Origin of the sequence: uncultured Pelagibacterium sp. (assembly GCF_963972885.1) — a bacterium.
GTDB lineage: Bacteria > Pseudomonadota > Alphaproteobacteria > Rhizobiales > Devosiaceae > Pelagibacterium > Pelagibacterium nitratireducens.
In genome coordinates, this window is the sequence record NZ_CAXAXY010000095.1 from 1 (window position 1) to 11,234 (window position 11,234).

Sequence of the window (11,234 nt, forward strand, 5' to 3'; positions counted from 1 at the left end):
CGAGGCGATGAGCCCGGGCCATCACGATATGGTGCTGGCGATCACCAGTCATGTGCCGCATCTGGTGGCCTACAATATCGTGGGGACCGTCGACGATCTCGAACAGGACACCAAATCGGAAGTCATCAAGTTTTCCGCGTCCGGGTTTCGCGATTTTACCCGCATCGCGGCGTCCGATCCGGTGATGTGGCGCGACGTGTTTCTGACCAATCGCGACGCGGTGCTCGAAATGCTGGGGCGGTTTTTAGAAGACCTTTCGGTGCTTCAGCGCGCGGTGCGGGTCGGGGATGGCGAGGCGCTGGAAACGCTCTTTACCCGCACGCGGGCGGTGCGCCGCTCGATCATTGCCGCCGGGCAGGAAACCGAAGCGCCCGATTTCGGCCGTCCGCATGGGGATCCAAAGCCTTCCGAGCCGGCTTCAGAATAGCGGCGGCAGGCTGGCGACGGGGATGATGCCGACAACGACGGTGCCGTCATTGACCCGCAGGGTCTGACGCGAGACGCCGTCTTCGCCGGGGCTGCCGAGCACGATCTGGGCTACGGACGGGTCGCCGACAAGAGCGGCGATGCGATCGGCAACGCCCTGGGAGGCGATGTCGAGATTGCCGTTGACCAGCCCGGCATCGGTGAGGTTGGCGGCCCCTTGGGCGGTCAGCGAAAGCCCGTCGGCGCTTGCCTCAATGCCGCGCAGGACCAGTTCGCCTCCCAGTGCCTGCCAGAAGCCGAGCACCTGCGGGTCGCCCCAGAGCGCGGGATCGGGCAGGCCGGACAGGCGGGCATCGATGACGAGGCTGCCGTTGGCGATGTCGTTGTCTTGGCTCGTGACATCCTCGAGCGTGGCGTAGGCGTCGAACACGGTGCCGGTTCCCGGCGGGGCATCGGCGGGCGTGGCGTCGAGCAGGTGGAATTCGCCATGGGTGGCGGTACCGATGATTGTTTCCCCGATCAGCATGTCGGCATAGACCAGATCGTCGGCCAGGGCCGAGAAGCGCTCGATCATGGCGTTATCGAGCCGCAGGCTGGCGTGCATGTTCGACCAGCGCACCTCCTGGGTGGCGCCGGTGAACGCATCGGTGATCTTTGCGGGTCCGGTGGCGAAGAGCTGAATGTGGGTGGGGGTGTAAAACAGCGCCGTGCCGGTGATGGCGGCCAGTTCGATGGTCATATCCCCGGAGGTGATCTGCGCATCTGTGCAGCGGGGCGAAAACGAAAAGGGTGCGCCGCCCACATCGAGCCGGTCGCAGACCAGGCGCGGCTGGGTGATGCCATCGGCCTGGGCCAGATACAAAATTTCCCCACGGACCTGCCCGGCGATATAGAACCAGCCACCCATCCACAGAACCGAGACGGCGACGACGGCGACGATCATTATGACAAAGCGCTTCATAGGCGCTTCATATAGGGTTCGCGCGTGGCCGTCATGAGGCAATTGCGCCCTGGCTGCCGATGAGTGGGTCGCGGCCATCTTGCGCGCCGGGAATGCGCGTGCCAAACCTTGACCCATGTCAATGCCTTCTCAACCATCCTCGCGCTGGGTCTTCGGTTACGGATCGCTGATCTGGCGGCCCGGTTTCGTGTTCGAGCGCGCCGAGCGGGCCTTATTGCGTGGCGTGCATCGGCGGCTGTGCATCTATTCGCACCTGCATCGGGGGACAGCGGAGCGGCCGGGACTTGTGTTCGGGCTCGAGCGCGGCGGGGCGTGCGTGGGGATGGCGTTCAAGATCGCCGAGAGCGACTGGGACGAGGTGCGCGACTATCTGCGGGCGCGCGAGCAGGTGACCATGGTGTATGTGGAAACCCATCGTCCGGCCAAGCTGGCCAATGGCGAGATCGTGGAAACCCTCACTTTCGTTGCCGATCCTCATCATCCCCAATATGCCGGGCGGCTTTCGCTCGAAGAGCAGTTCGCGCTGGTCGATGGCGCGGTGGGGGAGGCCGGATCCAATATCGAGTATGTGATCAACACCGCCCGGCACCTCAAAGAAATGGGGATAGCCGACCGGCAGGTGCAGGCGCTCGCGGCGATGATTGCCAGCAAGCACGCGCCGGCCGAAAACCAGTCGGCGGCCGGGTGAGAGGCGCCCCTTAAAAAGCCCGGGATCGGACAATAATGATGATTTTTGCCGCAATTGCGTGCACAGTGAACCAACAATCGAATCCGAAGCATTGCGGGGGATGCAGCGGTTCAGTCGCAAAATACGGCCGCCCTGGGGTGGCCCGGTTCAGAGGCCGAATTTGCTCAGACGTTTGCTCGTGACGACACTTCTCATGGCCGTGCCGGGCGTTGCGCCTGCCCTTTCCCAAAGCTGCGATGCGCTGGAGGCCGGGCCTTCGGGCCGGGTGGTCTCGATTTCGGACGGCGATACGTTCGATCTCGAGGGCGGGCTGACCGTGCGGCTGGTCGGCATTCAGGCGCCCAAGCTGCCGCTGGGGCGCGAGGGTTTCGAGGCCTGGCCGCTGGGCGATGAAGCCAAAGCGGCGATCGACGAGCTGGTGATGGGGCACGAGGTTTCGCTCTATTATGGCGGAGAGAATCGCGATCGGCACGGACGGGCGCTGGCTCATGTGATGGTCGAGCGCGACGGGGAAACCGTCTGGGTGCAGGCCGAAATGCTGCGCCGGGGCCTGGCGCGGGTCTATTCGTTTCCCGACAACCGCTCGTGCCTGGATGTCCTTTATGCCGCCGAGGCGCAGGGGCGGGCCGACCGGCTGGGTATCTGGCGCGATCCCTATTATGGGGTTCGTAACGGCGCCGATCCGGGGGCGCTGCTCGATCGGGTCGGCGGGTATGAACTTGTGGAAGGTCGGGTGCTCAACGCAGAGCGCGTTGGAAACCGAGTCTATCTCAATTTCGGGCGCGTGTGGCGCGAAGATTTTACCGCGGTGATCGAAGAGGCGGGATTGCGGGTTTTCGAGCAAGCGGGTATCGATCCGCTCGGCCTGGACAATAGCGTGATCCGGGTGCGCGGCTGGATCGAGAGCGCTGATGGACCGCGCATCGATGTCACCCATCCCGAACAGATCGAGGTTCTGGCAAGACCATGAACGAGAGGACCTTCACACGTCGCGCCTTTCTGTCGGGCACGGGCCTTGTGCTCGTTTCCGCGGTCGCGGGTTGTTCAGGACTGCTGGGCGGGTCGGATATCGCCACGCGCCAGACGGGCGGTTCGGCGCCGGCGGTGCCGGCCGGAACGGACCCCGAAGATGCGGTGATCGGGCTGCGCGAGCACCCACGCATCATCGCTTCATATGGCGGGGTTTACGAGCACCGCGCGACCGAGCTGATGCTGGCGCGCATGGTCTCGAAACTTCTGGCGGCAGCGGGCCAGCCGGCCACCCAGTTCACGATCACCATTCTCGATTCCTCGGAAGTGAACGCCTTTGCCTTGCCGGGCGGGTTCATCTATGTGACGCGCGGCATTCTGGCGCTGGCCAACGACATGAGCGAATTGGCGGCGGTGATCGCCCACGAGATCGCCCATGTGACCCTGCGTCATGCGCGGGCCCGCTCCGCGCGGGTGCGCACCACCGAAATCGTCGACCGGGTGATTGCCGGGGTTCTGGGCGGGGTGATCGATGCCAATGCGACCGCCGAGCGCTCGGCGCAGAACCTTGCCGCGTTCTCCCAGAACCAGGAACTCGAAGCCGACCGCGAGGGCATCAAGATCGCGGCGCGCGCCGGTTACGATCCCCATGCGGCGGCGCGGTTTCTGACCGCCATGGGACGGTTCGCGCAGTTTGTCAGCGCCGCTAACGGGGGCGAGGACTTCCTGTCCACCCATCCCTCGACGCCAGACCGTATCCAGCGGGCGATCGATGAAGCGCGCAATTACGGCGAACCAGGCGTGGGGATCACCGACCGGCAGGGGTATCTTGCGGCGGTGGACGGGATCACCTTCGGGGATTCGGGCAAGCAGGGGACGATTGTCGGGCAGCGTTATATCTCGCCGCAATACGGGCTGACCTTCACCGTGCCGTCCGACTACGGCTTGCAGATGTCCAACCAGGCCGTTGTCGCCGTGGCGGGTGATGGGGCGGCGCTGCGGTTCGACAGCGCGCAGGTGCCCGCTTCGACATCGCTTGCCGACTATCTGCGCTCGGGGTGGATTGCCGGACTGCAGCCCGAAACGGTGACCACGCGCACCATCAACGGCATCGAGACGGCGACGGGCCGGGCCCAGACCGAGGAATGGTTTTTCGATGTGACGGTGGCGCGGGTCGACGATGGTGTGTTCCGGTTCATCTTTGCCGGACGCGCCGACACGAGCGCGTTCCGCCGGGCGGCGCAGCAGACGGTCGAGAGCCTGCGGCGCACCCAGCAGAGCGACCTCGCGGCAATTCGGACCATCAAGCTGGGGCTGGTGCGGGCGGGCGGCAGCGACAATGCCGACACGCTGGCCCAGCGCATGGGCCAGCTCAACCGCGGGCGCGAGCTTTTTCTGGTGCTCAACAATCTGCTGCCGGGCGATCCGGTGGAGGCGGGCGCATCCTACAAGGTCGTACGGGTGGATTGAGGCGGGCCGGTCAGCCCCAAGCGCTGGTCCCACCCCGACCGCTTCCCCGGTGAAAAATCCGGTTCCATACCAACCCTGAGGCGTTCGCCTGTATGGGCACAAACAAAAAAGGCCGGTCGCTGGGACCGGCCTTTTTGCATTGATTGAGAGCGCGGCTTACGCTGCGGCTTCCTCGGTATCGGCTGCGTCGGACTTGCCCCGACGCGGGCTTTTGGCGAGGTTCTTGGTGATGAGCTTGACCGCTTCGGTCAGCGTGATCTTGTTGACCGAGGCGATTTCGCGGCTCATGCGGTCCATGGCCTGCTCGAAGAGCTGGCGTTCGGAATAGGACTGCTCGGGCTGCTCTTCGGACCGGTAAAGGTCGCGGACCACCTCGGAGATCGCGATGAGATCGCCCGAATTGATCTTGGCCTCGTATTCCTGCGCGCGGCGGCTCCACATGGTGCGCTTGACGCGGGCGCGGCCGGTGACGGTCTCGAGCGCCTTGGTGACTTCTTCGGGTTCGGCCAGCTTGCGCATGCCCACGGAATTGATCTTGGCAACGGGCACGCGGAGCGTCAGCTTGTCCTGTTCGAAACCGATGACGAACAGTTCGAGAGAAAGTCCTGCAACTTCCTGTTCCTCGATGGACTGGATGAGGCCAACACCATGGGCGGGGTAAACGACATACTCGCCGGTCTTGAAGCCCGCACGCTGCGTGGTCTTTTTAGTTGCCATATTGGCTACTCCTGTTGACGCCTTGTTCCGTTCGGCATTCAGGCGAACGCTGAACGGACCCAATTCTTGTTTGTCGCGGACGCGCTCATTGCGGCAGACGCATCTCGCTTCAGCTTCCTGATCCTTTGGGAGGATCATTTTTCAGTCGCACAGCACTCCCGGCCGGTTCCGCTGGTTTCCGGTCAGTTGGACTTGGTTTTTTGGCTTGTTTCACAAAAAAGTGCCCTTCGGGGCACAGGTTAGCGTGAGGGCTGATGCAACTGGTTGTGGGAACAATACCACAGTTTGATGACAAAATCAAAAGTTACGAATCAACCGGCGCGCGGGCCTATTGCGATGCCGTGCGGCGCGCAATCGCATATGGTGGGCGCGGGTGTGATTTTCAATACCACCGGCAGTTGACCGCCCTAAACCGGCCACAGCCGATTTGCGCGCACGCCGGTCAGGGCCAGGGGTAGTCGGCCGTTTCGATGCCCAGGGCCTCGAGAAGGGCGACCACTTCGCGGCGGTTTTCGACGACATCGGGGATGGGGATGGCGCGGCGCGCGGTCACTTCGGCCTGCGTGAAGGGCTCGTAGGGCTCGGGCAGGGAATCTCCGGCCCAGGTTTTCATGACATAGTTCATGACCGCGGCGATCTCGGCGTCCGAAAGGCCCGATCCGGCGACGCCGGGCACGTGCATGAGATAGGTGCGGCCCTCGTCGATGCCGGCAAAGGCGCCGACCATGCCGTTGAAATCGAATATTCCCGCGGAAGGCGCCCCCGCGCCGCTCATGCCGTGACAGCCGGCACAGCGCAGCACATAATTGGTGTGAGGGGTCTTGTCCTGGGCAAATCCCGGCGCCGCAAAAAGCAGCGTCGGGAGCAGGGTCAGGGTGGCAATCCTGATCACTCGGCCAGGCCCACGACGACGGCAACGGTGCAGTGATAGCCCTTGGACGCGTTGGCCATGCACCAGTTGATGTCGTTATAGAGCCCCATGCGATAACCGGGGCGCTCGCCTTCCGAGGTAAAGCAGAACGAGCCCGAGCAGGACGCCTTGCCGCAGCAATCATTGTAGGAAACGAGGTAGTCACGGCCATCATTGGGGTTGGCGCAGGTGCCCACCCAGGCGACCGAGGAGGTTTCCGAGCCTGGCGGGCACTGGTCGATGGCGCCGCCGCAATCATTGCACAGATTGCCGTCCAGTGCGCAGTAGCGCCAGTATTCGCAGGCGGTCTGGTCGCCATCGGTGGACGCGCCCTCCTGACCGAAGGCCATGCCGAAATTGCGGTCATAGGGCAGCATGGGCAACATGGTGCCGCCCACGACACCGCCGACAACAGCAGCGCCGGCCCTTGAGAGGAAATTGCGCCGGCCGGTCTGCTGGGCGACCTGGCGGGCGGAGTTTTCGGCCCGTTTGTCCATCCAGGCCAGAAGAGAGTCGATCAAACCATTCATATCTAGTGCTCCCTTAAGCGCGTTCAGTTGGTGGCCGGAATTGGGGCGTCGAGGTAGTTCTGGATCGAGCCGACGCCCATTTCGGAGGCGTTGAACAGGCTCTCGAGCTGCTCGCGATTGTTGATCAGGCCCTTGGCCTTGATGGTGCCGTGCTCATCGAAGAGCACTGCGAAGGGCAGGCGCGAAACGCGGTAGGCAAGGCCGAGCTCGGTGGACACCACATAGGGGAAGTCCGAGAGCCTGGCGGTGTCGATAAAGCGTTTGTGCTTATCCGGTTCGCCATCGCTGGCCAGCACCACATCGAGCCATTTGCCCTCGTCGGATTTGACCGAGCGCAGGATGGGCAGGAGCTTTTTGCAGACCGGGCAGGTGGGCGAGACGAAAAAGACCAGCGTGGAGCGGTTCGGCTTGGGGCCGATTGTGACCGCGCCGCCATTGAGATTGGGCAGGGTATAGACCGGCGTCGTGTCGCCGATCTTGGGGCCCGAATCGTTGACCAGGGCGCCCATGGGCGAAACGCGTTCGAACAGCACCCCGATCTGGCGGGCGAGGGCGAAGATAACGACGATCAGGGCGAGAACGATTACCCAGAGAACGCCGACGGCAAAAATCAGTGCATTCATGTCATCCATCCAAAAATTGGCCGCTCAGCGCTTGAGAGAAAAGCGCGCGGCGTTGGCCAGAAGCTGTTCGACAGCGATAAAGCCCAGCCAGAGCGTGAACCCGGCTCCGATCGCGGCGATGGCGCCTTCGAGATTGAGGGTGATGGGGGCGAACAGCGCGCTGGCCACCAGAGCGGCGATGGCGATGTTGCGCCCGATCAGCGACCAGGACAGCGGTTGGGCCGCCCCGCCGCATCCGCATTCGATGCGGTCCCGCCCCCGGCGCAGATTGATCGCCATGCCGCCGGCATAGCCAAGCAGCAGAGCCATGGCGATCAGGGCACCGAAGGGTGCTCCGCCGGGGAGGAGGAAGGCGAGCACGACCGCCGTTTCAGCGGCGACGATGGCCGCCGAAACGGGCCGCACCATCGGCTCGGGCACCAATTGATAATCAGCGACAAAGCCGGTGAACTCGGTAAAGTCGGCCAGCTTGTGCCATGCGGCGCGGGCAAAGAGCAGCGCGGTAAAGGCGCCCGCCGTGCCCGCGAGCAGGGTCATGAATTCGGCGCTGCTCATGGGGCCACCGAAACCAGGGTTGCCCAGCCGCGCGAGTCGGTGGACGCTTCGTGCTTGAGGACGTATTTGGCCTCGGGGTCGGACGAGAAGATTTCCAGCGTCGCTTCGTGCTCGTTGACGGCATAGAGCGTGGGTGCCTCTTCGTCGGTGGCGGAAAGGGAAATGACGCCTTCGACATGGGTGCGGTAGAGGACGGTATCCTCGGACACGTCATAGGCCCAGATTTCCTCGGACGCATTCTTGTGGGAACCGTCGTAGGGCTCGGAATGCATGGTCACGAAAAGGATGTCGGCGGCGGGGCTGTAGGCGAACAGGTCGTATCCGCCGGGCGCCCAGGCATCCTCGACATCGTCGGTGATCGAGACGGTGTCGAGCAGGGCGACGCTTTCGCCACTGTCATCGAGCGTGATCAGGTCGCCATTGTAGGTGATGAAGGCCAGGGCCTCTCCGACGCGCTTGCCGGGGATGAAGATGGGGTTCTCATCGGGATCGAAAACGGCTTCGGAGACCGAGCGGGTCGCTTCGCCGCCGTCGGCGCCCAGAGCGAAGCTGGCAAAACTGCCATCGCCGCAGGCCGTGGAAAAGCCATAGCCTTGGAGGGTGGGATAGATGCCGAAACAGCCCGGTGTCGGCACTTCCTGGATCACTTCGCCGGCCTCGACATCGACCACGGTGACCGATGTGGCGGGGGTGGCGTTCTGGACATAAACCAGTTTGCCGTCGGCGCTCATGGCCAGATAAGGCGTGTAGGCGGCGACCATGGCCGCCTTGGCGGGCAGCGCGATTTCCGAGGTGATCGAGAGGGTCGCGACGTCGTAGATTTCGAGCACATGCTCGATATCGCCATGGGTGATGCGGGTCATGTAGGTGGACTGGCCATAGGCCGTTGTTCCATCCGGGGAGATCAGCATCTGGCCCATCAGGCCGGCGGTCATGTTGCCCTTGTAGGTCAAATCCTCGGCCGACCAGACCTGGATCTGGCTGGCACCGTCCCAGGATTGGGCGTTTGAGAAAATATTGGGGCCGGGATCGATCGCTTCCTTGACCGTCAGGGTCTCGGGGGCGATCGGCTCTGGCGCATCGGCGTTTTCCTGCGCGAATGCAGGAAGCGTCAGAGCGGTGCCGAGCGCCAGCGCCAGAAGGTAGGGTTGGCTTACCATGCGGGTCTCCATCGCGTTTGATGGACAAAGCTTAGGCGGGCTCCGAGCGAGCGCGCTATCCAGTTTGACTCCGATTGTTGCGTAAATTTTAGGCATATAAATTCGTTGACCAATTTGCGGGCGGTTGGCTAGCATGGCGCCGGATCAATCTTCTGGTCGCCTCGTATGCTTGCCTTTCATCATGCCGATTATTCCGACGCCTTCGAGCAGGAAACCGGGCTCGTGGGCTGGTCGCAGCACTACGACCAGCTTGGCCGCGGCCGGTATTGGGGCAGTATCGACACGCTGGCGCTGGCGGGCATGACGATCTACCGCGAGCGGATCGGGGTGCCGATTCTTCAGGAATCGGCCGGGCCCAAAGGTCGGGTGCTGTTTGCCATCCCGCTGGGGGCGGATGGGAGCTGGCGGGTGGAGGCCAGTGCGCTGGCCAGCGGCTCGCTGATGATCGCGCCGGGCGGGCAGGAGGTGGTGATCGTGGGGAGCGAGCCGTCCGATCTGTTGATCGTCAGCATCGAAGCCGAATTGCTCCAAGCGCATTTGCCCGAGATGGATTTCTCGACGCCGGCCATGCTCGAGCGATGCGTGCAGGTGCAAGGACTTGCCGGCTGGCTGTTGTCGCTGCTCGATGCGCATGGCAGCGGGTGCGCTCCGTCAGGGCCGCATTATGACCAGGTGCTCAGGGGGTTGCTGCTCGACCGTCTGGTGGGAATGGCCGGCAACGCCAAAGGCGCGGCTCTGTTGTTCCGACCGGCCGTCGCGAGCGATTATCGGCGGGTTCGCGATTATATCGCAGCACAGGCCGGCGAGCCGCTATCGGTTGGCGACATGGCCGAGGCCATCGGGATGGAGCCGGCGCAATTGCGCGTGCTGTTCAGACACGTCACCGGACTGTCGCCAAGCGAATGGATCATGCTGCGGCGTCTCGATGCGGTGCGGCGGGAATTGTCGAATGGCGTGGAGGCAGGACGGACCGTCTCGGACGTGGCGATGAACTGGGGGTTCTGGCATCTGGGCCGGTTTGCCCAGTATTATGCCGCCAAGTTCGGTGAGGCGCCGTCCGAGACGCTGATGCGGAGCCGGGCCGTCTGAGTCTGGATCAGTCGCCTTCGCCGGGTTCTTCGGAGAAGAATTTTTCGAACTTGCCTTCGACGCCGTCCATCTCCTTGGCGTCCGGCAATTCGTCGCGCTTTTCGGTGAGGTTGGGCCAGATAGAGGCGTATTTGGTGTTCACCTCAAGCCATTTTTCCAACCCGGGCTCGGTGTCGGGCTTGATGGCGTCGGCGGGGCATTCGGGCTCGCACACCCCGCAGTCGATGCACTCGTCGGGGTGGATGACCAGCATGTTTTCACCTTCATAAAAACAATCGACCGGGCAGACTTCCACGCAGTCGGTGTATTTGCACTTGATGCAATTGTCGGTGACGACATAGGTCATGGGGCAATCCTGATAGCTGGCGGTGTGAGGAAATGGCCAAGCGCATGCTTGCTAAACGGTTTTGAGTTGGCTTTCAAGGCGTCCGCTTGCCAAGAAGGCGCGGCAAAAGCGATCAGGATTCCGGTTTTTCCAGGGTCGGCAGATTGTCGTTTCTTTCGAAACGCCGGCCGGCCTCCTTCCCTAGTTTTCGGTCTTCCGAACCGAAAAAGTGGGACCCAGTTTTTCTGAGAGCCCTTGAGGCGAAATATCCTCGTAAAGCGTGGCTGCAACGCTTGCCGAACCGCGCCGGTCTGCAATCGCCGCGATGCGCAGAACCTTCAGACGGGTGTGGATCTGGAGGGTCAATCCGTCTCCCGCACCGACCCAGCGGTCACTGTCGAGAACGCGCTGGCCGTTGACCCGCACGGCGCCGGATTCGATGAGTTTCTGGGCCAGTGTGCGGGTCTTGGTGATGCGGGCATGCCAGAGCCATTTGTCGAGGCGCTGACGATCCTGCCGCTCGGAGGGCATGACCTTATTTGCGGGTCTTGAGCGCGGCGAGCGCTGCAAAGGGCGAATCGGGGTCGATGGGTTTTTCGCGGCGTTCGGGACGCGGACGATCGTTGCCGCGATTGTCCTCACGCGGTCCACCCTTGCCGGGTTGGCCCGGTTTTCCGCCCTTGCCCTTGAAGCGCTGCTGGCCCTCGGGGCGCGGGGGGCGATTGCCTTCGCGTTTGTTGCGTTCGGGGCGGGTGCGCTCGGGACGGCGACCGGCCGGGAACCACACTTCGTCGAACTCGGGCTCGGCGGG

General features: G+C 63.3%; 15 protein-coding genes. 5 read left to right on the forward strand and 10 right to left on the reverse strand.

Translation table 11 applies throughout. The features are described 5' to 3' along the window. The coding region (locus tag AACZ55_RS13275) for a prephenate dehydrogenase dimerization domain-containing protein (protein ID WP_339646808.1) at nucleotides 1–427 on the forward strand (427 nt) is incomplete at its 5' end. On the opposite strand, the gene AACZ55_RS13280 is transcribed toward AACZ55_RS13275, so the two are convergent. Beyond that, a complete protein-coding gene (locus AACZ55_RS13280; protein WP_339646810.1) occupies nucleotides 419–1,387 on the reverse strand; it encodes a DUF2125 domain-containing protein in 969 nt (322 codons plus the stop codon). The two genes, AACZ55_RS13275 and AACZ55_RS13280, sit on opposite strands and share 9 nt — an antisense overlap. A gap of 115 nt (nucleotides 1,388–1,502) precedes the next feature. Here AACZ55_RS13280 and AACZ55_RS13285 point away from each other — a divergent pair, with 115 nt between their 5' ends. The 3 genes from AACZ55_RS13285 to AACZ55_RS13295 all read left to right on the forward strand — a co-directional run bounded on the left by AACZ55_RS13285 (nucleotide 1,503) and on the right by AACZ55_RS13295 (nucleotide 4,514). Further along, a complete protein-coding gene (locus AACZ55_RS13285; protein ID WP_339646813.1) occupies nucleotides 1,503–2,075 on the forward strand; it encodes a gamma-glutamylcyclotransferase in 573 nt (190 codons plus the stop codon). Nucleotides 2,076–2,253: 178 nt separating this feature from the next. Beyond that, nucleotides 2,254–3,045 (forward strand): thermonuclease family protein, encoded by a 792-nt coding sequence (locus AACZ55_RS13290; RefSeq protein ID WP_339646816.1) that lies wholly within the window; start codon nucleotides 2,254–2,256, stop codon nucleotides 3,043–3,045. Beyond that, nucleotides 3,042–4,514: a M48 family metalloprotease gene (locus tag AACZ55_RS13295; RefSeq protein ID WP_339646818.1), complete on the forward strand. Its 1,473-nt coding sequence runs from the start codon at nucleotides 3,042–3,044 to the stop codon at nucleotides 4,512–4,514. The genes AACZ55_RS13290 and AACZ55_RS13295 overlap by 4 nt, the downstream gene beginning before the upstream one ends. A 156-nt stretch (nucleotides 4,515–4,670) precedes the next feature. On the opposite strand, the gene AACZ55_RS13300 is transcribed toward AACZ55_RS13295, so the two are convergent. The 6 genes from AACZ55_RS13300 to AACZ55_RS13325 all read right to left on the reverse strand — a co-directional run bounded on the left by AACZ55_RS13300 (nucleotide 4,671) and on the right by AACZ55_RS13325 (nucleotide 9,009). After that, on the reverse strand, nucleotides 4,671–5,231 hold the full coding sequence (locus tag AACZ55_RS13300; RefSeq protein ID WP_339646820.1) for a CarD family transcriptional regulator: 561 nt from the start codon (nucleotides 5,229–5,231) through the stop codon (nucleotides 4,671–4,673). Between the two features lie 442 nt (nucleotides 5,232–5,673). Next, complete coding sequence (locus AACZ55_RS13305) at nucleotides 5,674–6,123, reverse strand: cytochrome c (protein WP_339646823.1); 450 nt, start codon at nucleotides 6,121–6,123, stop codon at nucleotides 5,674–5,676. Next, the gene (locus AACZ55_RS13310; protein WP_339646826.1) at nucleotides 6,120–6,671 is read right to left on the reverse strand and encodes a methylamine dehydrogenase light chain; all 552 of its coding nucleotides are present in this window, start codon (nucleotides 6,669–6,671) and stop codon (nucleotides 6,120–6,122) included. The genes AACZ55_RS13305 and AACZ55_RS13310 overlap by 4 nt, the downstream gene beginning before the upstream one ends. Before the next feature lie 23 nt (nucleotides 6,672–6,694). After that, nucleotides 6,695–7,294, reverse strand: a complete 600-nt coding sequence (gene mauD, locus AACZ55_RS13315; protein WP_338609026.1) for a methylamine dehydrogenase accessory protein MauD — start codon at nucleotides 7,292–7,294, stop codon at nucleotides 6,695–6,697. 24 nt (nucleotides 7,295–7,318) lie between these two features. Beyond that, the gene (locus AACZ55_RS13320) at nucleotides 7,319–7,849 is read right to left on the reverse strand and encodes a MauE/DoxX family redox-associated membrane protein (RefSeq protein WP_339646829.1); all 531 of its coding nucleotides are present in this window, start codon (nucleotides 7,847–7,849) and stop codon (nucleotides 7,319–7,321) included. After that, entirely contained in the window at nucleotides 7,846–9,009 is a 1,164-nt protein-coding gene (locus AACZ55_RS13325) for an amine dehydrogenase large subunit (protein ID WP_339646831.1), read from the reverse strand. Before AACZ55_RS13325 ends, AACZ55_RS13320 begins: the two co-directional genes overlap by 4 nt. A 165-nt stretch (nucleotides 9,010–9,174) precedes the next feature. Between AACZ55_RS13325 and AACZ55_RS13330 the strand changes: the two genes are divergently transcribed. Next, nucleotides 9,175–10,098 carry a helix-turn-helix domain-containing protein gene (locus AACZ55_RS13330; protein ID WP_339646834.1) on the forward strand — a complete coding sequence of 308 codons (924 nt, stop codon included), beginning with the start codon at nucleotides 9,175–9,177 and terminating at the stop codon, nucleotides 10,096–10,098. 7 nt (nucleotides 10,099–10,105) lie between these two features. On the opposite strand, the gene fdxA is transcribed toward AACZ55_RS13330, so the two are convergent. The 3 genes from fdxA to AACZ55_RS13345 form a co-directional block, all read right to left on the reverse strand. Next, complete coding sequence (gene fdxA / locus AACZ55_RS13335; protein ID WP_338609032.1) at nucleotides 10,106–10,444, reverse strand: ferredoxin FdxA; 339 nt, start codon at nucleotides 10,442–10,444, stop codon at nucleotides 10,106–10,108. 180 nt (nucleotides 10,445–10,624) lie between these two features. Continuing rightward, entirely contained in the window at nucleotides 10,625–10,954 is a 330-nt protein-coding gene (locus AACZ55_RS13340) for an RNA-binding S4 domain-containing protein (RefSeq protein ID WP_339646837.1), read from the reverse strand. Nucleotides 10,955–10,958: 4 nt separating this feature from the next. Continuing rightward, the coding region (locus AACZ55_RS13345; protein ID WP_339646840.1) for a hypothetical protein at nucleotides 10,959–11,234 on the reverse strand (276 nt) is incomplete at its 5' end.